Below are 21,663 nucleotides of genomic sequence, written 5' to 3'. Positions count from 1 at the left end.
CCGATCCGATCATATAACCCGCGCACCGATCATATCGGTTTCCAATGCGATCATATAACCCGCGCACCGAGCATATCGGTTGCCAATGCGATCATATAACTCGCGCACCGAGCATATCGGTTGCCAATGCGATCATATAACCCGCGCACCGATCATATCGGTTGCCAATGCGATCATATAACCCGCGCACCGAGCATATCCATCGCCAATGCGATCATATAACCCGCGCACCGAGCATATCCATCGCCAATGCGATCATATAACCCACGCACCGAGCATATCAACGCCAACCCGATCATATAACCTACGCGCCCAAGCATATCCACACAAACCCTCCCACGAATTTCACGAATATCTCAAAACTATCTAAACTTTTAGTTGACTGAATGCTCATTCATAATTAAACTAGAAAATAGACATCGACACGATACCTATTTTCGACTACACTATCTTTACTATTCAAACAACAAGGGAAGGGGAGAAAATAAATGCATCCATTAATCATTGCCAACTGGGTTCTGTTTCTCGCAGTCGTGGCTTACGCGCTTGCGTTGTTCACATATCTAATCAAAACACGGATTCAATTTATCAAACTGGGGAGAAAAGAAGAGTTTGATAATAACATTTCAGAACGTCTCCGCAAAATATGGATATACGTCTTCGGGCAAAAGAAATTATTAAAAGATAAAAAGAGTGGAGCTATCCACGTCATGTTTTTCTACGGGTTTTTACTCGTTCAATTTGGAGCTATCGATCTGGTTTGGAAAGGATTAAAACCGGGATCCCACTTACCGTTCGGTTCGGTGTATCCTGCCTTTACATTCTTCCAGGAAATCGTTGCTGTGACAATTCTAGTCGCGGTTGTGTGGGCATTCCACCGCCGTTATGTTGAGAAGCTAGTGCGTTTAAAACGCGGATGGAAATCTGGGCTTGTCCTTATTTTCATCGGGGGGCTCATGCTTTCAACATTACTTGCAAACGGTATGAACATGATTTGGCAAGGACATGAAGCGTCATGGTCTGAACCAATCGCATCAGGGATTGCTACAGTATTCAGTTTCATGCCGGAAACCGGGGCAACCGTCATATTCTTCATCGCTTGGTGGATACACCTGCTAATCCTACTGACGTTCCTAGTCTATGTGCCGCAATCTAAACATGCGCACTTGATCGCAGGACCTGCTAACGTTTATTTCCACCGTCTTGATCATGCAGGCCGTTTAAAGCCAATCGACTTCGAAGCATTGGAAAATGTGGAAGAAGGAGAAGAGATGCCGCCACTTGGGGTAGGTAAAATTACTGACTTCACGCAGCTGCAAATGATCGACTTATACGCTTGTGTTGAATGTGGACGTTGTACGAATATGTGTCCAGCATCTGGAACAGGGAAAATGCTGTCCCCGATGGATCTTATTACGAAACTACGTGATAACCTAACTAACACAGGTGCACTTGTTACAAAGCAGAAACCGTGGGTGCCAACACTCGCGTTCAATAAAACAAAAGGCAACCAGATTGCATTTGCAGCTGGACTTGAAGGCGCTACAATGGATGATATTTACAACCCGTCTCTCATCGGCGATATCATCACGGAAGAAGAAATTTGGGCTTGTACAACATGTCGTAACTGCGAAGACCAATGTCCGGTTATGAATGAACACGTTGACAAAATCATCGACCTTCGCCGTTACCTTGTGATGACAGAAGGGAAAATGGATCCGGATGCACAGCGCGCGATGACAAACATCGAACGTCAAGGGAATCCGTGGGGTCTTAACCGTAAAGAGAAAGAAAACTGGAGAGATGCACGTCCAGACCTTCATATTCCAACGGTTAAAGAATTGAAAAAAGCGGGCGAAGAATTTGACTACCTGTTCTGGGTAGGTTCAATGGGGTCATTCGACAACCGTTCACAAAAAATTGCCTTATCATTCGTCCATCTTATGAACGAAGCGGGCATCAAGTTCGCCATTCTGGGCAATAAAGAGAAGAACTCTGGAGATACACCGCGTCGCTTGGGGAATGAGTTTTTATTCCAAGAGTTGGCTACAGCTAATATTGAAGAATTCGAAAAAGCGGGCGTGACAAAACTTGTTACAATTGACCCGCATGCCTACAATATCTTTAAAAATGAATACCCTGACTTCGGATTTAAAGCAGAAGTAGTTCATCATACGGAAATGCTTTACGAACTAGTTGTCCAAGGGAAGTTGAAACCAGAGCATGCCATCGACGAAACAATTACGTTCCATGATTCATGTTATCTAGGCAGATACAACGACGTTTATGATCCGCCACGTGAAATTCTTAAAGCAATTCCTGGTGTCAATCTCGTCGAAATGAAACGTAATCGCGAAGACGGCATGTGCTGTGGAGCGGGTGGAGGACTTATGTGGATGGAAGAAGACACTGGCCATCGCATCAACGTTGCTCGTACAGAACAAGCACTTGAAGTCAGCCCGGGAATCATATCATCTGGCTGTCCATACTGCTTGACGATGTTGTCAGACGGCACGAAAGCGAAAGAAGTAGAAGAGACTGTCGGCACATATGATATCGCAGAATTACTAGAACGTTCGATTTTCGGTGAAGACTGGAAGCCGGCTGTTGAGGTTGAAGTAGAATCGATTTTGCAATAAACCATTGCGGAACAATCAGTATTGTCGTACAATTGATAGAATAAAGAAACAGAATTTGCGAATGCCTAAGGAGTGGAAACACTCCTTTTTTCTTGACTACTTATCGAGCGAGCGTTCAGTCACTGACACAATTCAAGATCTTTGAATTGCGGCAGTAACTGGCACCAGGAATGAAAGCGTTACCAACAATCATCAAAGGGGCGATAGAATGGGAAGAACAGTAATAGTAGGCGGTGCACGTACACCATTCGCAAAATTAGGCGGAGCGTTAAAATCACTGACGGCAAGTGATCTTGGGGGGATTGCTATCAAAGATGCATTAAATCGTGCGGGCGTGACAGCAGATGAAGTCGGTGAAGTCATTATCGGAACGGTACTACAAGCAGGCCAAGGTCAAATTCCTTCTAGACAAGCAGCGACGAAAGGTGGACTTCCTTGGTCTGTAAAAACGGAGACCATCAACAAAGTATGTGCATCAGGCATGCGCAGCGTCACACTTGCTGATCAGTTGATCCGTCTTGGCGATGAAGAAGTCATTGTAGCGGGCGGTATGGAGTCTATGTCAAATGCACCTTACTACGTGCCAAAAGCAAGATTCGGATTAAAAATGGGCGATGCAGAACTGATTGACGGCTTGATCTACGACGGACTTTCTTGTTCATTCTCGCCAGACCGTGTTCATATGGGCACATACGGCAACTTGACGGCTGAAGAATTTTCATTAACACGAGAAGCACAGGACGCATGGTCGCTTCGCAGCCACGAACGTGCGTTGCGAGCGATTGACGCAGGATTGTTCGCTCAAGAAATCGTTTCAGTCGAAATCCCACAACGTAAAGGTGATTCGATTGTAGTTGATACGGATGAAGCACCGCGCCGCAATACATCGCTCGAATCACTAGCGAAATTGCGACCAGCATTCGGTAAGGATGGCACAATTACGGCAGGTAACGCACCAGGCGTAAATGACGGAGCATGTGCACTTGTGTTGATGAATGAAGAGCGTGCGCTAAAAGAAGGAAAAACACCATTAGCAGTCATTATTGGTCATGCAGAAGTGGCTATTGAACCTGAAAACTTCCCGCAAACACCTGGGCTTGTTATTAATGCATTACTTAAAAAGACGGGTAAGAAACTAGAAGATATAAAACTTTTTGAAATAAACGAAGCATTTGCAGCTGTTGCTCTCGCAAGCTCACAAATTGCGGAACTAGATTCTGAAAAAGTGAACGTTAATGGCGGTGCAGTTGCACTCGGTCACCCGATTGGCGCAAGCGGAGCACGTATTATCTTAACACTTGCACATGAATTGAAACGCCAAGGCGGCGGGATTGGTATTGCAGCAATCTGTTCAGGCGGAGGCCAAGGCGACGCAATTATGATTGAAGTAGCAAAATCAGAATAATGTGGAGGCGTTAATTAATGGACATTAAAAAAATAATGGTTATCGGCGCGGGACAAATGGGCGGAGGAATTGCTCAAGTCTGTGCACAAGCCGGCTTCGACGTAAAACTGAATGATATAAAAGAAGAGTCCTATGCGAAAGGGCTTGCGGTTATTACAAAGAATCTTTCCCGCAATGTCGAAAAAGGTCGCATGACGGAAGAGGAAAAACTAGCAGTCCTCGGTCGCATAACGAAATCACTCGATCTGCAAGATGCATCGGACGTTGACATTGTCATCGAAGCAGCAGTTGAAAATATGGACATCAAAAAGTCCATTTTCGCGAAGTTGGATGAAATCGCTCCGCAACATGCCATTCTTGCATCCAACACATCTTCACTTCCAATCACGGAAATCGCGGCGGCAACAAAGCGACCTGAACAAGTGATTGGCATGCATTTCATGAACCCGGTTCCAGTGATGAAACTGGTTGAAATCATCCGCGGTCTTGCAACTGCTGACGAAGTGTACAAAGCAGTCGAAGACATGACAGTGAAATTGTCTAAAACTCCGGTAGAGGTAAATGACTTCCCGGGATTCGTCGCAAACCGTATTCTTATGCCGATGATTAACGAAGCAATCTACACGCTCTATGAAGGCGTTGCAACAGAACAAGCGATTGACGAAGTCATGAAACTCGGCATGAATCACCCAATGGGGCCGCTTCAACTCGCGGACTTTATCGGACTCGATACATGTTTATACATTATGGAAACGCTACACGAAGGATTTGGGGATTCGAAATACCGTCCATGCCCATTGCTTAGGAAATATGTGAAAGCAGGATGGTTAGGGAAGAAGTCAGGCCGAGGATTCTACGTTTACGACTAACTAACGCTTACAGTTAAAGGGGAAATCATAATGGATTTAACATTCACCGAAGAACAGCAGATGATGCGCGACATGGTACAAAATTTTGCGAAGACTGAAATCGAACCGTTCATTCCACGAATGGAAGCTGGGGAATTCCCTCGTGAAATTTTAACGAAAATGGGCGGGCTCGGTTTGATGGGCATTACTGTTCCAGAACAATACGGTGGGGCGGGCATGGATTTCATCTCGTATATTAGCGCCATCCATGAACTGTCGAAAGTAAGCGCCGTTGTCGGTGTCATTCTTTCCGTTCATACATCGGTTGGTACAAACCCGATTATGTATTTCGGTAACGAGAGCCAAAAAGACCGTTACCTCCCGAAATTGGCAAGCGGCGAATACCTTGGTGCTTTCTGCCTGACAGAAGCGTCATCCGGTTCTGACGCAGGATCACTTAAAACACGTGCAGTCAAAAAAGACGATCATTATGTACTTAACGGCTCTAAAATGTTTATTACCAACGGTGGCGAAGCGGATGTTTACATTGTCTTTGCATCGACAGATCCATCTAAAGGGACGTACGGTATTTCAGCATTCATCGTCGACAAAGACACACCGGGCCTTATCATCGGAAAAGATGAACGGAAAATGGGGCTTCACGGTTCGAGAACCGTAGAGTTGTCGTTTGATCAAATGAAAGTACCTTCTGAAAACTTGCTCGGTGAAGAAGGCGGCGGCTTCAAAATTGCGATGGCGAATCTCGACGTCGGTCGTATCGGCATCGCGGCGCAAGCACTTGGTATCGCAGAAGCAGCGCTTGAAGCGGCAACAGGCTACGCGAAAGAACGCGTCCAGTTTGGTAAACCCATTGCTGCTCAGCAAGGCGTAGGATTTAAGCTAGCGGATATGGCAACTGCAGTCGAAGCAGCAAAACTACTCGTCTACCGCGCTGCACAACTGCGGGAAGAAGGACTGCCATGTGGCAAAGAAGCCTCGATGGCTAAGCTATTTGCATCAAAAGCGGCAGTCGAAGGGTCGATTGAAGCAGTTCAAGTATTCGGCGGTTATGGCTATACAGAAGATTACCCAGTCGAGCGCTATTTCCGCGACGCAAAAGTAACTGAAATTTACGAAGGCACAAGCGAAATTCAGCGCATTGTTATTAGTAAACATCTGATGAAGTGATGTCCGCGTTTTTAGGGTGTGACTGTAAGTTCCAACCTTGAAGCTCTAACTGCAACTATCTAATCCTAACTGCAACTTTGGGATTCTAACTGCAACTACCTAATTCTAATTGCAACTTCGAGATTCTAATTGCAACTACACATTTTTAATGATAAGTACCAACCAAATATCAAATAAGGTGGGAAACCCAATGAACTTTAAACTATCCGAAGAACACGAAATGATCCGTAAAATGGTCCGCGACTTTGCTGAAAATGAAGTCGCGCCAACAGCAGCAGAACGCGACGAAGAAGAACGTTTCGACATGGAAATTTTCAAGAAAATGGCGGACCTTGGCCTGACAGGTATTCCTTGGCCTGAAGAGTATGGCGGCATCGGCAGTGATTTCCTTGCGTATTGTATCGCTGTAGAAGAATTGTCACGCGTTTGTGCGTCAACAGGCGTCACACTTTCCGCACACACATCACTAGCAGGTTGGCCGGTATTTAATTACGGAACGGAAGAACAGAAACAACAATACCTTCGTCCAATGGCGGAAGGTACGAAAATAGGTGCATACGGTCTAACGGAGCCAAGTGCTGGTTCTGATGCAGGCGGCATGCGCACATCAGCGAAACGAGACGGCGACGACTACGTAATAAACGGTTCTAAGATTTTCATTACAAACGGCGGTATTGCTGACATTTACATCGTCTTCGCGGTCACTGATCCAGATTCAAAACATAAAGGCACAAGCGCATTTATCGTAGAAAAAGATTTCCCAGGCTTCTCAGTCGGGAAAAAAGAGCGCAAACTCGGCATTCGTTCATCGCCTACAACTGAAATCATGTTCGACAACTGCCGTGTACCAAAAGAAAACCTTCTTGGTGAAGAAGGGCAAGGCTTCATCATCGCTATGAAAACACTCGACGGCGGCCGTAACGGAATCGCTGCACAAGCAGTCGGGATTGCACAAGGGGCACTTGACGCAGCTGTTGGCTATGCGAAAGAGCGCGTTCAGTTCGGTAAACCAATCGCTGCAAACCAAGGCATCGGCTTTAAATTGGCAGATATGGCGACAGCAACGGAAGCTTCAAGACTGTTGACGTACCAGGCTGCTTGGCTTGAGTCAAACAACTTACCATATGGTCAGGCATCTGCAATGGCAAAACTAATGGCTGGAGATACGGCTATGAAAGTGACAACAGACGCTGTTCAAGTTTTCGGAGGATACGGGTATACAAAAGACTATCCTGTTGAGCGGTACATGCGTGATGCGAAAATTACGCAGATCTACGAAGGAACGCAAGAAATTCAGCGTCTCGTTATCTCCCGTATGCTGACAAAATAAGCGGGGAGGTGTAGGGAAGTGAATAAACGAGAAGTGAAATCGTCTGTAAAAGATGAAAGTCTGATTGAAAAACGGCGTGAGCAGATGATTCGGGGTGCGGTGAAACTTTTTAAAGAGAAAGGATTCCACCGTGCCACGACCCGCGAAATTGCAAAAGCAGCGGGATTTAGCATCGGAACGCTTTATGAATATATTCGTACCAAAGAGGATGTACTCTACCTCGTTTGTGACAGCATTTATAATGAAGTGCATGACCGTCTTTCTGCCCTTCCTACACAAGAAGGGACAGTGGATGGACTGCGAGTGGCCATTAACCAGTATTATCATTTGATTGACGATATGTCGGATGAATTTCTGGTGATGTACCAAGAGTCGAAATCACTACCAAAAGATGCACTGCAATACGTTCTGAAAAAAGAAATGGAAATGGTCGCTTTGTTTGAAAATCTTCTGGATGCGTGTGCAAATTCGGGGGAATTGCGCATATCAAAAGATCAAGTTGGCATCGCGGCACATCACATCGTCGTTCAAGGACAGATGTGGGCATTTCGCAGATGGGCATTGCATAAAAGTTATACGATAGAAACCTATATTCGGGTTCAAACAGATCAGCTTTTTAAAGGTTTAATTGGGGGAAACGTTCAATAACGCAAAAGGGGTGTTCCATATATGGCAACAGTTGAAATTTATAAACCGAAACACCATATTCGGTTCGTTACAGCGTCGAGTCTTTTCGATGGTCATGATGCATCCATCAATATCATGCGCCGTATTATGCAAGCGAGTGGTGCAGAAGTAATTCACTTGGGCCATAACCGTTCCGTCGAGGAAGTTGTCAATGCGGCAATTCAGGAAGACGTTCAAGCGATTGCGATGTCTTCGTACCAAGGCGGGCATGTTGAATATTTCAAATACATGTATGACCTTCTTCAGGAAAAAGGGGCGCCGCATATTCGCATTTACGCAGGTGGTGGCGGAGTTATCATCCCGAAGGAAATCAAAGAACTACATGACTACGGAATTACCTGGATTTTCTCACCTGAAGATGGCCGCACAATGGGCCTTCAAGGGATGATTAACCGGATGATGGAGCAATGCGATTACCTCACAGCGACAGACAATGAAATGGGGAATCTTGAAAAAATCACAGTCGATCAGCCGGAAATACTCGCAAATGTAATTACGTACGTGGAAGAAATGTATGGCCAGGACGACGCGCAAGCAACTGCGGTTGTTGAAAAAGCACGTACACTTTCTAAAAATACGCCAGTTCTTGGGATTACTGGAACAGGTGGAGCGGGGAAAAGTTCGCTTACTGACGAATTAATTCGCAGATTCCTCCACGAACTACCCGAAAAAAGAGTGGCAATCCTGTCGATTGACCCAACTAAACAGAAAACAGGTGGGGCGTTACTGGGTGACCGTATTCGCATGAATGCTATCTTCAACAAACGCGTATTCATGCGCAGTCTCGCAACTCGTGGTTCTCGAACAGAGCTTTCCGGAGCGATACGAGATGTGCTAGACATCGTGAAAACAGCCGGTTTCGACTTGATTGTTGTTGAAACAAGCGGAATCGGGCAAGGGGACGCGGAAATTACGGAAGTCTCTGATGCTTCGATGTATGTCATGACAAGTGAATTCGGTGCGCCGACACAACTTGAGAAGATTGACATGATTGACTTTGCAGACCTGATTGTCATCAATAAATTCGAGCGTAAAGGCTCTGAAGATGCATTGCGCCAAGTGCAGAAGCAGTATCAGCGCAGCCATCTTCTGTGGGATAAAGACCTCGATACAATGCCGGTGTATGGCACAATTGCAAGCCAGTTCAACGACAAAGGGACGAATTCACTTTTCGCAGCACTTGTATCCGTGTTGAACGACAAATGCGGCCTCGACTGGGAAACATCTTACGGACAATTCGTCAAAACACAAAAACAAAACGTCATCATTCCGAACGACCGTCAGCAATATTTACGTGAAATCTCAGACACGGTCCGTGGGTACCATAAAAAATCCGAAGTGCAGGAAACACTTGCACGCAAATTATTCCAGCTTGAAGGAGCCATTCAAACGGTCAACGAACAAGCGCCAGACGATGCGCTCGTGACTTCACTGCAATCACTTGCGGAGGGCATTAAAGAAGAATTGACGCCAGAATCAAAACGGATCCTCGCAAACTGGGAGAAGTTGAAAGAAGCCTACGCGGGCGATGAATTCATCACAAAAGTTCGCGACAAAGAACTACGCACTGCTTTGACGACAACAAGCCTATCAGGATTAAAAATCCCGAAAGTAGCGTTGCCGAAGTTTAAAGATTACGGAGAAATTCTTCGCTGGGTTTATAAAGAAAACGTCCCGGGATCCTATCCATATACAGCTGGCGTATTCCCATTCAAACGCGAAGGCGAAGATCCAAAACGTCAATTTGCAGGAGAAGGAACGCCGGAACGGACGAATCGTCGCTTCCACTATTTGTCGAAAGATGACGATGCGAAACGTCTATCAACGGCATTCGACTCAGTGACATTATACGGAGAAGATCCGGATGAACGCCCAGATATTTACGGGAAAGTCGGGGAATCTGGCGTCAGCATCTGTACGCTAGAAGATATGAAAAAACTGTATGAAGGTTTCGATTTGTGTGCACCGGCAACGTCTGTATCCATGACCATTAACGGTCCAGCACCGATTATTCTTGCCATGTTTATGAATACAGCAATCGACCAACAAGTGCGCATCAACGAGGAAAAACAGGGGCGTACACTGACGGTTGAAGAATTCATTGCAGTCAAAGAAGGAACGCTTCAAGCAGTTCGTGGAACAGTGCAAGCAGATATTCTTAAAGAAGACCAAGGTCAGAATACATGTATCTTCTCGACGGAATTCGCGCTTCGCATGATGGGGGATATTCAGCAGTACTTCATCGATGAAAAAGTACGCAATTACTATTCAGTGTCGATTTCTGGCTATCATATCGCTGAAGCAGGTGCGAATCCGATTTCACAATTGGCATTCACACTGTCAAATGGCTTCACATATGTAGAATATTACTTAAGCCGTGGCATGAATATCGATGATTTTGCACCGAATTTATCGTTCTTCTTCTCGAATGGACTTGATCCGGAATATACGGTTATCGGGCGCGTTGCCCGCCGAATTTGGGCAGTCGCGATGCGTGAGAAATATAGCGCCAACGAACGTAGCCAAAAATTGAAATACCATGTCCAAACATCTGGACGCAGCTTGCATGCACAGGAAATCGATTTCAATGATATCCGCACAACGTTGCAGGCGCTTATGGCATTGCAAGATAACTGTAACTCGCTCCACACGAATGCGTATGACGAAGCCATTACAACACCAACGGAAGAATCAGTTCGTCGTGCGATGGCTATCCAAATGATCATTACAAATGAGCACGGCCTGTCGAAAAATGAAAATCCGCTTCAAGGAGCATTTATTGTCGATGAATTAACGGATCTCGTTGAAGAAATGGTCTTGCGCGAGTTTGAAAGCCTAAACGACCGCGGCGGCGTGCTCGGTTCGATGGAAACACAATACCAACGCGGTAAAATCCAAGAAGAATCGATGCATTATGAAATGAAAAAGCATTCGGGTGAGTTGCCAATCATCGGCGTTAACACATACTTGAACCCGAATCCACCATCGTCTGATGACGTCGATAACATGGAAATCGCACGCGCCACGCAACAAGAGAAGGAAACACAAATACTCAACTTACGTGCATTCAAAAACTTGCATGCCGATCAAACCGAAGAAGCCTTGAAGAAACTAAAAGCAGTAGCAGTTTCGGGCGGCAACATTTTTGGGGAATTGATGGAGACGGTGAGAGTTGCGAGTTTGGGGCAGATTACCAACGCGCTGTATGAAGTCGGCGGGCAGTATAGAAGGAATATGTGATTAAGGATCTTTGGTCTCCGTGCAAACTTCGGTTTAGCACGGATTTTCCTTTTTCGCGAGTGTGTGGTGCAGTAGTCGTACGCTCCGGATGAATGCTTTATTGTTGTACGTACTACCCAGTATCTGGCACAATGAATTTTTCTCCATGCTATTAGGATTGCTTTATCTATGCGAATTCAGCGAAGGCATCCCCAAGCGCCGTAGCGGTGTTGAATGAAATTTCTATGTTCAATACGCCTTTGGGGATTATTTAGTGTGTCCTTTTCTGTTTAGTATCTAGCGCCAGCCGCTGCCACAATGTATTTATCTCCATGCAACCGGAATTACTTTATCTATATAAACCCAGCGAAGGCGCCTTACAGGGGTAGCCGAAGCCATAAGACTGGTAGCGAAGCTACTTGGCTTATGGCGAGAGGCATCCCCAAGCGCCGCAGCGGTATTGAATGAAATCTCCATGTACTTCACTCTCGCAGAAAGTGTTTAGTACGTACTATTCATTTATATGGATATTGCTTGTGATATTCACGTATAATAGGGAGAATGACTGGAAGGGGTGTGGGCGTGAAACTATATATACATATATTGATCATAGCCATCCTTGCCACCCTCATTTTTCTGCTATATGATAAAGGATTAGGAGCCATTCCTTTTTTGCTTACTGGAGCATATTTGGTGTTTATTTGTGTGACAGAACTTCGACACTCCAAAAAGAATAAAAGAATGTAGCATATTTTGGACTGCATTGTTTATAATGATAAGTATGTTTGTTTTTATAGAAAGGACGTGCATTAATTGAACATCCGTGAAATGACGAAAGAACAACTGATAGAAGAATCGATGATTGACATCGCTTATGCAGTTCTGGCGGAAAGAAAAGAACCGCTAACATTGCTTCAGCTAATGGACGCAATCCGTAAACTGAACGGCATAACAGAGCGAGTTATGAGAACAAAACTGCAACAATTCTATACGGACATGAACATTGACGGGAGATTCCTTGCCATCAACGACAACCGTTGGGGGCTGCGCGAATGGTACCCGGTCGATCAAATCGAAGTAGAAACAGCTCCAGTCGTAAAAGTACGCAAGAAGAAAAAGAAAAAAGTGTTGCTTGAAGACGACGACCTTATTGAAGATGAGGAAGACGAGGATGAGCTGTTCGACGAAGAATTCGATGAACTGGTTGATGACGACGACGAAGAAGACGATGATGACGAGGAAGAAGAAGAGGAAGTTGTCGAGATCGAAGTAGATCTTATTGACCCAGACGACGAACTTGAAATCATCCCTGATGATGCAGAGCTTGAACTTGATGAAGACGAAGAAGAAGAAGAGGAAGACGAGGATGAAATCAAGGAATAATTACTTGACTTCACGCGTTTGACGCTATAAGATTTTACTGGGCTCCTTAAAAGGACATGAACCAGTGTATATGCGCTCCTCCTGTAGATACTGTCTACAGATGGGGCGCTTTTTATTGTTTTAACATTATTCAGTAGAACACCAAACCCCTGCTGAATGGTAGAACTATGGCTAAGATCGCCGCGTCCTGCGGATGTCACAGATTTTGATGTGAATGAACTGAGTAGGCTCATTTCCTTACTAAATCTGGACGCAAATATGCCATAGCGAATTTGATTTAACTAGAACGAACCAGACGAATGGAGGAGAAAAACATGACAAAATATATTTTCGTAACCGGTGGTGTTGTCTCATCACTTGGTAAAGGAATAAACGCTGCATCACTTGGTCGTCTATTGAAAAGTCGAGGACTTCAGGTGACAATTCAGAAGTTTGATCCATATATTAACGTTGATCCAAGGATGATGAGTCCTTTACAGCATGGTGAAGTCTTCGTCACAGAAGACGGGGCAGAAACGGATCTAGATCTTGGTCATTATGAACGTTTTATCGACATCAAATTGAACAAGTATTCGAACGTTACGATGGGGAAAGTGTACTCATCTGTACTAAGAAAAGAACGTAGTGGTGAATATAATGGAGCGACAGTCCAAGTCATCCCCCATATTACAAATGAAATCAAAAGCCTAATCAAACGTGCTGGAAAAGAGACAAACGCGGATGTCGTTATTACAGAAATTGGTGGCAGTGTTGGCGATATCGAATCCCTCCCGTACCTAGAAGCACTACGTCAGATGAAAACGGATCTTGGGAAAAGCGATGTTATGTATATCCATAACACACTTATTCCTTACTTACATGCAGCTGGTGAAATGAAGACAAAACCTACGCAACATAGTGTTAAAGAACTTCGGAGCCTAGGAATTCAGCCAAATATGATCGTTGTACGAAGCGAATATCCGGTACCGCAAGAAATGAAAGATAAGATTGCGTTGTTCTGTAACATTAAACCAGAAGAAGTCATAGAAGCGCTTGACGCGGAAACATTATATGAAGTGCCTTTAAGATTGCATGAACAGAATATGGATCAAATCGTCGTAGATTTCCTTGAACTTGAGACGAAACAACCTGATATGACAGAAATAAAAGAACTAGTAACACTTGTGAAATCCCTTTCGAAAAAAGTTCGCATCGGACTTGTCGGGAAGTATGTTGAAATGCAGGATGCTTATATTTCTGCGGTTGAAGCACTTCGCCACGCAGGTTACGGTTTCGACACTGAGATTGAAATGAAATGGATCAATTCAGAAGATGTAACAGCAGAGAGCGTAGCTGAATTATTATCGGATGTCGACGGAATCCTCGTTCCAGCTGGTTTTGGAAAACGCGGTATCGATGGTAAAATTGAAGCAATTACTTATGCCCGTACAAATGGCGTTCCGTTTTTCGGAATCGGCCTTGGCATGCAATTGGCCGCAGTCGAATACGCACGCAATGTTATGGGAATCGAAAATGCCCATTCAGTTGAATTTGATAAAGATACGAAAAATCAAATTATCGAGAGCCCAGCTGAAAGTAATGGTAATCCAGAAAGTTACTTCAGACTTGGCGCATACCCATGTAAATTAAAAGAAGGAACGAAAGCTCGTGCTGCTTACGGCGAAGAGTTGATTTACGAACGTCACCGTAACCGCTATGAATTTAATAATGAATACCGCGAGCAATTCGAAGCAGCAGGTATGACTCTTTCTGGGATAAGCCCGAATGACCGACTTGTGGAAATTATCGAATTGGGAGATCACCCATTCTTCGTCGGCGTCTCATTCCACCCGGAATTCGCATCTCGCCCAACACGTCCACAACCACTATTCCGTGACTTCATTGGAGCGGTAATTGCACGAAAAGAATAATATTTGCGGTTGCAAACTGTTCGGCCGATCATATATAGCGCGTGGCCAAGCATATCTGTCACCCAACCAATTATAACCATCACTCACCAACCAAAAAAGCTGCATATAAACGGGAAATCCCCGTTTATATGCAGCTTTTACTTATCTTCAATCCTCGTCCAAAATCATTTCATCATACGTAATCTTCACAGCTTCATAAACAAACAACGCACTGAGCGCATGCGGCTGGACAATCCGTTCACCGTCGTCGCCAGGCAATAAGCCGCGCGTCAGCCCAGTCGATATATATGTATAGGCTAAATCTTCTAGTTCATTGCCATTTCCCGATTTATCAGCGGCGAGTGCGGCAAAAGGAATGAAGCGTCTAGCAAGTTGCTGTGCCAGTTTAAGTGCAGGCCCATCCATCGCCGACCGTGTTAATAGCCAAATTCGGTCGGCTGTTGTAATGTTCATCCCGAGCTCATAACGAACAGCACCGCTTAGTGGTCCTGCACCGTGAAGGGCGGTTGCAGTTACTGCCTCCATTTCACCGAAGCCCGCAATAATAACGCGTCCTTCGCCAATTGTTGCCTGCGCGAGAAGACGGGCTGTCTCTTCAATAGACTCTTCACCGTTTCCAGTGATACGCTGAAGAAGTCCGCTAATTTGTGTCGTCAACATTTTCAAAGTTACCACCTCAAGCTTATTATAGGAAGAAGGGTCCTGGAAAGCAAAAGACAAAGTTTTGTCAAAAAAGAAGGATATCTAGGGATTTTGTCAAATAAGTAGGTATAACAACATGGGAATGCAGAAAGAGGGGATGGAGATTGAAGAGCCTGTTAATTGTCGATGATCAAAAGGGAATTCGGTTATTATTGGATGAAGTGTTCCGCAGAGAAGGGTTTAAAACAACGCTAGCTGCCAATGGATTAGATGCACTCCAAGCAGTGGAAAAAGAAGTGCCAGGCTGTGTCCTGCTTGATATGAAAATGCCAGGCATAGATGGATTAGAGGTTTTAAAAAGATTGAAAATTGGCTGGCCTGAAATACCGGTCATCATGATGACGGCATATGGTGAAATTGAATTAACAGAAGATGCACTGAAGACTGGAGCTGTAAAATACTTTACTAAGCCGTTTGATATTTATGAAGTCCGTGATGCAGTGAACGCAATGTTTGAAAACTGACAAAGCAGGCAGTGGTAAACACTGGCTGTTTTTGTTATGATATTAGTGGTATACAATAATCACACTATTCTTTTCAAGATCCTAAGGAGGAATTCGCATGGCACTTGTTTCCATGAAAGAAATGATGATCAAAGGGAAAAAAGAAGGGTACGCAATAGGTCAGTTTAATTTAAACAACCTTGAATATACGCAAGCAATTTTGCTGGCGGCACAAGAAGAACAATCTCCTGTAATCCTTGGTGTATCTGAAGGTGCAGCGCGTTATATGGGCGGTTTCACAACGGTTGTCAACATGGTGAAAGGCCTTATGCACGATTATAAGATCACAGTTCCTGTCGCGATTCATCTGGATCATGGTTCAAGCTTCGATAAATGTAAAGAAGCAATTGAAGCGGGTTTCACTTCCGTTATGATCGACGCTTCATCGAAATCGCTTGCGGAAAATATTGAAATTACGAAAAGTGTAGTTGATTATGCACATGAACGGGGAGTTTCTGTCGAAGCAGAACTTGGGGTCGTTGGAGGCCAGGAAGATGATATTATTGCTGAAGGCGTCATTTATGCGAACCCTGCAGAATGTAAAGAGCTTGTGGACAAAACAGGAATCGACTGTCTTGCACCTGCACTAGGATCAGTCCATGGACCATATAAAGGCGAGCCAAATATTGGTTTCAAGGAAATGGAAGAGATATCAAGTCAATCTGACCTACCGCTTGTCCTGCACGGCGGAACAGGCATTCCGATAAAAGATATCCAAAAATCCATTTCATTCGGAACGGCTAAAATTAACGTTAATACAGAAAATCAAATACAAGGAACAAAAGCTGTCCGTGAAAAACTTGCGGCAGACGCTGAAGCCTACGATCCACGTAAATTCTTGACGCCGATGCGCGATGCCATCAAATTAACGGTTATCGGTAAAATGCGCGAATTTGGTAGTTCACAAAAAGCTTAATTATACGTAGCTAAAAGAAAGAGGAGAAACGTCAGCATTGATGTATTCTCCTTCTTTTAAGAGAGCTTTTTCGCAGAAGCAAAGCGATAAGAAAAGAGCTTTTCATAAGGCTTTTTCGCAGAAGCGAAGCGATAAGAAAAGAGCTTTTCATAAGGCTTTTTCGCAGAAGCGAAGCGATAAGAAAAGAGCTTTCCATAAAGTCTTTAATATAGATCTACATCCATTATAAGGGGGAATTTATTCATGAAATTTTTCATCGATACAGCAAATTTTGAAGAAATCAAAGAAGCTCATACTTGGGGCATACTATCAGGAGTTACAACTAATCCTTCTCTTGTTGCAAAAGAAGATGTACCTTTCCATGATAGATTGCGAGAAATTGCCGCACTTGTCCCTGGTTCAGTCAGTGCAGAAGTCATCGCACTTGATGCAGAAGGCATGATTAAAGAAGGACGCGAATTGGCGAAAATCGCACCAAATATTACGGTGAAATTGCCAATGACACCTGAAGGACTGAAAGCTTGCTCAGTCTTCTCACAAGAAGGCATCAAAACAAACGTGACACTTATCTTCAGTGCAAATCAGGCACTTCTTGCAGCACGTGCAGGAGCGACATATGTTTCCCCATTCCTCGGCAGACTCGATGACATTGGACAAGATGGCATGGCGTTAGTCTCTACGATTGCAGATATCTTCTCAATCCACAATATCAAAACAGAAATTATTGCTGCATCCATCCGCAGCCCACAGCATATTACAGACGCAGCGCTTAGTGGTGCAGACATTGCAACGACACCTTTCAATGTGTTGACGCAGCTGTTCAAGCATCCACTTACTGATAAAGGAATCGAAGCATTTCTTGCGGACTGGGAAACTAGAAAGAACAAGTAAGGCATCGAAGGAGAGTCATATGGACGTTTATAAAATAACAGGTGGTAAACCATTACAAGGATCAATTAAAGTAAGTGGTGCTAAAAACAGTGCAGTAGCACTTATCCCTGCTTCTATTCTGGCTGATTCCCTCGTTACAATCGAAGGGCTGCCAGAAATCTCGGATGTCGTTACCCTTCAGGCACTACTGGAAGATATCGGTGGGAAAGTTGAATTTGATAAAGGCACGATGACGATTGATCCAACAGAAATGATATCAATGCCACTTCCGAACGGCAACGTGAAGAAGCTTCGAGCATCCTACTATATGATGGGCGCGATGCTTGGTAGATTCAAACATGCGGTCATCGGGTTGCCAGGAGGTTGTCATCTGGGGCCACGACCAATTGATCAGCATATCAAAGGTTTTGAAGCGCTTGGTGCGAAAGTGACCAACGAACATGGCGCCATTTATTTGCGGGCGGAAGAATTACGCGGTGCAAAAATCTATTTGGACGTCGTCAGTGTTGGCGCAACAATTAATATCATGCTCGCAGCAGTTCTCGCAACAGGTCGTACGACAATCGAGAATGCGGCGAAAGAACCTGAAATCATTGACGTCGCTACACTGCTGTCCAATATGGGTGCGAAAATTAAGGGCGCAGGAACGAATGTCATTCGTATAGATGGCGTGGAAAAACTTCACGGCACAAGGCACACAATTATTCCGGATCGGATTGAAGCGGGCACTTTCATGATTATGGCTGCTGCAGCGGGCGATGGCGTCACAATCGATAATGTCATCCCATTTCACGTTGAGGCGCTTACAGCGAAACTTCGTGAAATGGGCGTTGATATTGTTGAAGGTGAAGAACAAATCTTCATTCCAAAGTCGCGTAATTTAACAGCTGTCGATGTGAAAACACTTGTTTATCCAGGTTTTCCAACAGATCTTCAACAGCCATTTTCAGTACTGCTAACGCAAGCAGCTGGACCTTCCGTCATTACAGATACGGTTTACTCGGCTAGATTTAAACATATCGACGAGCTCACAAGAATGAATGCCGATGCACGCGTCGAAGGGCGATCAGCAATTTTAGCTGGACCGACGCCGCTTCAAGCAGCAACAGTACGCGCATCGGATCTTCGTGCAGGTGCCGCGCTCGTTATAGCGGGACTCATTGCCGACGGAGTGACGGAAGTACAAGAGATTCAGCACATCGAGCGCGGGTATAGTTCACTAATCGAAAAACTTCAGGGAATTGGAGCGGATATCCGCAAAGTATCGATTTCTGAAGAAGCAATCGTGGGCGAATGAACGACCCAGTACTAGAACTGATTATGCTATAATTAGCCAGAGTGGCAAAACTTACGGGATTTTACCGTATACCAGGAGGAACACAAATGGAACGCAGTTTATCGATGGAATTAGTTCGTGTTACAGAAGCAGCCGCAGTATCAGCTTCACGTTGGATGGGACGCGGATTGAAAAATGAGGCGGATGACGCTGCAACAACAGCAATGCGTACGGTATTCGATACAATTCCGATGCAAGGGATTGTCGTAATTGGTGAAGGGGAAATGGACGAAGCACCGATGCTTTATATTGGTGAAAAGCTAGGGACTGGAAATGGTCCTGAAGTGGACGTCGCTGTTGACCCGCTTGAAGGAACCAATATTGTCGCAGCAGGCGGCTGGAACGCACTTGCAGTTATCGCTATTGCGGATAAAGGCAATCTCTTGAACGCTCCAGATATGTATATGAACAAAATCGCTGTCGGCCCTGAAGCGGTTGGTAAAATCGATATCGATGCATCCGTAACTGAAAACCTAATGGCTGTTGCTAAAGCTAAAAACAAAGACATCGGTGACATTGTTGCGACTGTTCTTAATAGGGAACGTCACGCGGCTATCATTGAAGAAATTCGAGCTTCAGGTGCACGCATTAAGCTAATTAATGACGGTGATGTTGCAGCAGCTATCAATACTGCTTTTGATGAAACCGGAGTAGACATTTTATTTGGACTCGGCGGAGCACCAGAAGGTGTTATCGCTGCAGTTGGACTGAAATGCCTTGGCGGCGAGATCCAGGGTAGACTCGTTCCTTCGAATGATGCTGAACGTGAACGTTGTATTAAAATGGGAATCGACGTAGACAAAGTACTTTACATGGACGATCTTGTCAAAGGAGACGACGCGATATTCGCTGCAACTGGCGTAACAGACGGAGAACTTCTTCGCGGCGTACAATTTAAAGGCGGTTATTGTGAAACGCATTCATTAGTTATGCGTTCGAAGTCCGGCACTATTCGTTTTGTTGAAGGTCGTCACAGCATGGAGAAAAAACCTCTGCTTGTCATGCAAGACTGATAGAGCTCATCGCCCGGCCATAAACCGGGCATCTTCGCTTGTATAGGAAGTACCTGTATATATCCTAGGGTCCTCTTCTGAAGTGGACCTTCAGGATATATCATTATGAAATACCTTCCTAGATTAACCTCAAAAATTCATCCCGCATTAACGGGCAGTAAGACACCGACCTCAAGGTTTTTGAAAACCTGAAGAAGGTAAAGTTTGGGGTCAACTGCCCGTAAAAGCCTGAATGGTGAAACTAACAATCAGTTGGGGATGAGGAACTCCCCACTGATTGAAGTTTCACTTTTACCCATTAACCTAAAGAGTGGTGCCAAAAGATGACAGTGCTAACAATTTCAGCGTTGGAGAATATGATCCTAAAAGAGTTATATGCCCATGCCAAAGAATATAAAATTGCTTATTACAGCAAGTTAACGAAAAAGGAACTTATTTTTGCTATATTGAAATCAAGAGCCGAACAAGAAGGGTTCTTCTTCATGGAAGGTGTACTTGAAATTATCCAATCAGAGGGTTACGGCTTCCTTCGTCCAATTAACTACTCACCGAGTTCGGAAGATATCTATATATCCGCTTCACAAATCCGACGTTTTGATCTTCGAAACGGTGATAAAGTGAGTGGGAAAGTTCGACCGCCAAAAGAATCGGAACGCTATTACGGTCTTCTACAAGTGGAAGCCGTCAATGGAGAAGACCCAGAGGTAGCACGTGAACGCGTCCATTTCCCAGCACTAACACCGCTTTATCCAGACCGTCATATCAAACTTGAAACAGATCCATTAAAGCTATCGACACGCATTATGGATCTTATCTCGCCGGTCGGTTTCGGTCAGCGTGGACTCATTGCGGCTCCACCAAAAGCAGGGAAAACATTGCTGTTGAAGGAAATTGCGAATTCCATCACACTGAACCATCCTGATGCGGAACTGATCGTCCTTCTGATTGATGAAAGACCAGAAGAAGTGACAGATATCGAACGCTCGGTCAAGGCCGACGTCGTCAGTTCAACATTCGATGAATTACCAGAAAACCACGTCAAAGTGGCGGAACTTGTATTGGAACGGGCAATGCGACTCGTAGAACATAAACGGGATGTTATCATTCTCATGGATTCGATTACACGGCTTGCGCGTGCATATAACCTTGTTATTCCATCAAGCGGACGTACACTGTCTGGTGGTATTGATCCCGCTGCATTCCATCGTCCAAAACGGTTTTTCGGGGCAGCACGTAATCTCGAAGAAGGCGGTAGCTTGACCATTCTTGCGACGGCTTTAATAGACACAGGTTCACGCATGGATGAAGTTATCTATGAAGAATTCAAAGGAACCGGCAATATGGAACTGCATCTTGACCGTAATCTCGCGGAACGACGGATTTTCCCAGCGCTCGACATTCGCCGCTCAGGTACACGGAAAGAAGAATTACTTATTCCGGCTGACCAGCTTGAAAAGTTATGGGCGATTCGCAAAACATTTTCCGATTCGCATGACTTCGCGGAACGTTTCATGAAGAAATTACGTCTGACGAAAACAAACGAAGAGTTCTTTGGTAAATTAAATGACGAGATGAAAGCCCATCGCAACGGCAAAGGATTGTTATAATAGAATCCCCGCTTATTTATTGAGTGCTTTATTGTGGCGCATGTAACCTGGTGTGTGGTTCTGTACTGGATGGTTGAGTGTGCGAA

The 21,663-nt window shown here is 44.7% G+C and carries 16 protein-coding genes; 15 read left to right on the top strand and 1 reads right to left on the bottom strand.

Features of this window, described 5'->3' with window-relative positions:
- The first annotated feature begins 488 nt into the window (after positions 1 to 488).
- The 9 genes from I2484_RS15850 (at position 489) to I2484_RS15810 (ending at position 14,609) form a co-directional block, all read left to right on the top strand.
- On the top strand, positions 489 to 2,639 hold the full coding sequence (locus tag I2484_RS15850) for a (Fe-S)-binding protein (protein WP_207152020.1): 2,151 nt from the start codon (positions 489 to 491) through the stop codon (positions 2,637 to 2,639).
- 208 nt (positions 2,640 to 2,847) lie between these two features.
- Positions 2,848 to 4,044 carry an acetyl-CoA C-acetyltransferase gene (locus I2484_RS15845; RefSeq protein ID WP_207152019.1) on the top strand — a complete coding sequence of 399 codons (1,197 nt, stop codon included), beginning with the start codon at positions 2,848 to 2,850 and terminating at the stop codon, positions 4,042 to 4,044.
- A gap of 17 nt (positions 4,045 to 4,061) precedes the next feature.
- Complete coding sequence (locus I2484_RS15840; RefSeq protein WP_207152018.1) at positions 4,062 to 4,913, top strand: 3-hydroxybutyryl-CoA dehydrogenase; 852 nt, start codon at positions 4,062 to 4,064, stop codon at positions 4,911 to 4,913.
- Between the two features lie 30 nt (positions 4,914 to 4,943).
- Positions 4,944 to 6,080 (top strand): acyl-CoA dehydrogenase, encoded by a 1,137-nt coding sequence (locus I2484_RS15835; protein WP_207152017.1) that lies wholly within the window; start codon positions 4,944 to 4,946, stop codon positions 6,078 to 6,080.
- Between the two features lie 190 nt (positions 6,081 to 6,270).
- Entirely contained in the window at positions 6,271 to 7,410 is a 1,140-nt protein-coding gene (locus I2484_RS15830) for an acyl-CoA dehydrogenase (protein ID WP_207152016.1), read from the top strand.
- Between the two features lie 18 nt (positions 7,411 to 7,428).
- A complete protein-coding gene (locus I2484_RS15825) occupies positions 7,429 to 8,058 on the top strand; it encodes a TetR family transcriptional regulator (RefSeq protein WP_207152015.1) in 630 nt (209 codons plus the stop codon).
- Between the two features lie 21 nt (positions 8,059 to 8,079).
- Positions 8,080 to 11,337: a fused isobutyryl-CoA mutase/GTPase IcmF gene (gene icmF / locus I2484_RS15820; protein ID WP_207152014.1), complete on the top strand. Its 3,258-nt coding sequence runs from the start codon at positions 8,080 to 8,082 to the stop codon at positions 11,335 to 11,337.
- Positions 11,338 to 12,129: 792 nt separating this feature from the next.
- The gene (rpoE, locus tag I2484_RS15815) at positions 12,130 to 12,699 is read left to right on the top strand and encodes a DNA-directed RNA polymerase subunit delta (RefSeq protein WP_207152013.1); all 570 of its coding nucleotides are present in this window, start codon (positions 12,130 to 12,132) and stop codon (positions 12,697 to 12,699) included.
- Positions 12,700 to 13,013: 314 nt separating this feature from the next.
- On the top strand, positions 13,014 to 14,609 hold the full coding sequence (locus tag I2484_RS15810; protein WP_207152012.1) for a CTP synthase: 1,596 nt from the start codon (positions 13,014 to 13,016) through the stop codon (positions 14,607 to 14,609).
- 147 nt (positions 14,610 to 14,756) lie between these two features.
- On the opposite strand, the gene I2484_RS15805 is transcribed toward I2484_RS15810, so the two are convergent.
- Positions 14,757 to 15,269, bottom strand: a complete 513-nt coding sequence (locus tag I2484_RS15805; protein WP_207152011.1) for a DUF2529 family protein — start codon at positions 15,267 to 15,269, stop codon at positions 14,757 to 14,759.
- A 146-nt stretch (positions 15,270 to 15,415) separates the two neighbouring features.
- On the opposite strand from I2484_RS15805, the gene I2484_RS15800 reads away from it, so the two are divergent.
- The 6 genes from I2484_RS15800 to rho all read left to right on the top strand — a co-directional run bounded on the left by I2484_RS15800 (position 15,416) and on the right by rho (position 21,577).
- On the top strand, positions 15,416 to 15,775 hold the full coding sequence (locus tag I2484_RS15800; RefSeq protein WP_207152010.1) for a response regulator: 360 nt from the start codon (positions 15,416 to 15,418) through the stop codon (positions 15,773 to 15,775).
- Positions 15,776 to 15,872: 97 nt separating this feature from the next.
- Positions 15,873 to 16,730: a class II fructose-bisphosphate aldolase gene (locus I2484_RS15795; protein WP_207152009.1), complete on the top strand. Its 858-nt coding sequence runs from the start codon at positions 15,873 to 15,875 to the stop codon at positions 16,728 to 16,730.
- Between the two features lie 243 nt (positions 16,731 to 16,973).
- Entirely contained in the window at positions 16,974 to 17,621 is a 648-nt protein-coding gene (gene fsa, locus I2484_RS15790) for a fructose-6-phosphate aldolase (RefSeq protein ID WP_207152008.1), read from the top strand.
- A gap of 19 nt (positions 17,622 to 17,640) precedes the next feature.
- Positions 17,641 to 18,918, top strand: a complete 1,278-nt coding sequence (locus I2484_RS15785; RefSeq protein WP_207152007.1) for a UDP-N-acetylglucosamine 1-carboxyvinyltransferase — start codon at positions 17,641 to 17,643, stop codon at positions 18,916 to 18,918.
- Positions 18,919 to 19,004: 86 nt separating this feature from the next.
- Positions 19,005 to 19,970 (top strand): class II fructose-bisphosphatase, encoded by a 966-nt coding sequence (gene glpX / locus I2484_RS15780; RefSeq protein WP_207152006.1) that lies wholly within the window; start codon positions 19,005 to 19,007, stop codon positions 19,968 to 19,970.
- A gap of 323 nt (positions 19,971 to 20,293) precedes the next feature.
- A complete protein-coding gene (rho, locus tag I2484_RS15775; RefSeq protein WP_207152005.1) occupies positions 20,294 to 21,577 on the top strand; it encodes a transcription termination factor Rho in 1,284 nt (427 codons plus the stop codon).
- The last annotated feature ends 86 nt before the right edge of the window (positions 21,578 to 21,663 follow it).

The sequence above is a fragment of the Sporosarcina sp. E16_8 genome, assembly GCF_017347095.1.
In the GTDB taxonomy this organism is placed as follows: Bacteria; Bacillota; Bacilli; order Bacillales_A; family Planococcaceae; genus Sporosarcina.
The sequence above is the reverse complement of the archived record's forward strand: the minus strand, read 5'-3'. Positions and strand labels throughout refer to the sequence as shown.